At 39.0% G+C, this 2,135-nt stretch carries 1 protein-coding gene and 2 pseudogenes; 2 read left to right on the forward strand and 1 reads right to left on the reverse strand.

Going from position 1 to position 2,135, the window contains the following annotated elements; genetic code table 11:
• Together HT736_RS07675 and HT736_RS07680 are read left to right on the forward strand one after the other, a co-directional pair.
• Positions 1-93: pseudogene (locus tag HT736_RS07675) on the forward strand (BlaI/MecI/CopY family transcriptional regulator); the annotation flags it as partial.
• Positions 94-211: 118 nt separating this feature from the next.
• The gene (locus tag HT736_RS07680; RefSeq protein WP_000874118.1) at positions 212-1,939 is read left to right on the forward strand and encodes an IS1634 family transposase; all 1,728 of its coding nucleotides are present in this window, start codon (positions 212-214) and stop codon (positions 1,937-1,939) included.
• 120 nt (positions 1,940-2,059) lie between these two features.
• Here HT736_RS07680 and HT736_RS07685 read toward each other — a convergent pair.
• Positions 2,060-2,135: pseudogene (locus HT736_RS07685) on the reverse strand (YozE family protein); the annotation flags it as partial.

Raw genomic sequence — 2,135 nt, forward strand, 5'->3', positions numbered from 1 at the left:
CTAGTTGAGAAAGAGTGTTTGACTCGGAAAAAAGAAGGCAAGTCCTTTGTTTATTCAGCGCTTTTAACTCTAGACCAAAGTCGGGATTTACTCCCGACTTTATCACTTAATTCTCCGCCGACCTTACTTAATCCCTTGGTACATCTGGATTTTCCGACTATTTTTCAACTTTTTTGTTTGTTGTATATAATTATGTATGCTATAATAGAGTATGGCATTTATTAAAACAACAACCAACAAAGAAGGGCGTACTCATGTCTATCTTGTGGAGGGATATCGAAAAGATGGAAAAGTCAGACAGCGTATTTTGAAAAAATATGGTCTCTTAGATGAACTAGAGGTAGAGGAACCTGATATCTTAGAACGTTTGAAACGTGAGGCAAAGGAAGGTCTACTAACAGAACCTCAATTCTTTCAAGTAAGCTATGACCTACTGGCTCCTATGAATGAGGTGGATCAGTCCTATGGTTGGATGGTCTTGGATAACCTGTTTGAAGAGTTAAAACTAACCGAGTTTCTAAAGACAGTGAAATCGAAATCAGAGTACGATTTGGCTCAAGTTTTAAAACTATTAGTTTTTCAGAGAGTCCTCAATCCAGATAGTAAGTTATCTACTTATGCTTCTCAAGTAAACTTATTTGGTCATTGGGAAATAAGCCTCAACGCTATTTATCGTTCGTTAGATAAGTTGGATACCTTGAAAGAAAAACTTCTGCTTCATCTTCATAAAGAAGTGAGTCGCATGACCAAGCGTGAAGCACGTTTAGTTTTCTACGATGTAACGAACTACTACTTTGAAACAGATATCCCCGATGAGACGGTTGTTTCAGTTGATGGTGAAATTCTAAAAGAAGGACTAAGAAGGCGAGGTCCTAGTAAGGAACATCGTCCCAAACCCATTGTCCAATTAGGATTATTTATGGATACGAATGGAATTCCCATCAGTTATAAGTTATTTAGAGGAAATCAAACAGATCCTATTACCTATCTTCCAGCTGTTGAGGAAGTTAAAAAACAGTTTGGAATTGAGCGTATTGTGGTGGTGGCCGATAAGGCTATGAATAGCTCTTACAATATTTCTGAGATGATTCATCAAAAAGATGGATGGCTCTTCTCCCAGAAGCATCGTGGACGGCGTGGCGCCTCAAAGGAGCTACAAACACAAATTCTAAATCCAAACGATTGGCAATTTAATAAGGAGTTGACCTTCGCAAAGAAGTCCTATCTACGTGAACGCAAGCTGGGAACGAAGAAGGATTCTCCACTTGTCAAAGAGAAAGTTCTGATTACTTGGTCTAAGAAATACGCTGATCGAGAACGGATTCGTCGGGAAGGTGCTTTAGAATATGCCAGCCAACTAACCAATGCGGAACTCTTTCGACAGACCAGTAAAAAAGGAGGCAAGAAATATCTAGACCTCCACTATCTGGATGAAAAAACAGGGGAACTAAAGCCTTTTTCCCCACTTGTTACCATTGACCATGAGCAGGTTGATTTTGATGCTCAGTTTGATGGTGTGAATGTTCTTGTAACAAGTGAAGTTGGAATGACAGATGAAGAGATGTTGGAGGCTTATAAAGAGTTAGCTAAGATTGAGGATTGCTTCCGCATCACGAAGACAGAGCTTGAAAGTAGACCTGTTTATGTATGGACAGAAAATCATATACAGGCACATTTTTTGACTTGTTTTATCGCTTTAATTCATCTTCGACTCCTCCAACATCAAATTAATTGGAAGATGAGTCCAAGGAGAATCGCTAATGCTCTCAACAGTGCCAAAGCAACTAGGTTACAAGATAATTACTATAGACTACAAGAAAGTCCAGATATGCAGCTACTAAATAGATTATTGGGCATGGAATGGAACAAAGGGTTCGTGAAGTTTGAAGAACTCAAAAATTACGCCAAAGCTCCATATACAACACCTAAACGAGATTAAAGAACAGCGAAATCCCTTGTGGCGCAAAGGGTTAGCTGCCCTTTTGTATTTTTTAAGTGATAAAGTCGGGATTATAGCAAAGGGATGGAGAAATTACTAGCCCAAACCCAATGAATCATGCTAGTGTTCTAAGTATTCTTGCCAGATAGCGTCAAAGTCTCCTAGGTTAAAAGAGAAACTGGCATGTTCTTCCAAA

The organism is Streptococcus sp. 339, from assembly GCF_013277285.1.
In the GTDB taxonomy this organism is placed as follows: Bacteria; Bacillota; Bacilli; order Lactobacillales; family Streptococcaceae; genus Streptococcus; species Streptococcus pseudopneumoniae.

What these genes read in the sequence shown, in the direction of transcription:
- HT736_RS07680 (WP_000874118.1), top strand. Translation starts at nt 212, where the DNA reads ATGGCATTTATTAAAACAACAACCAACAAAGAAGGGCGTACTCATGTC.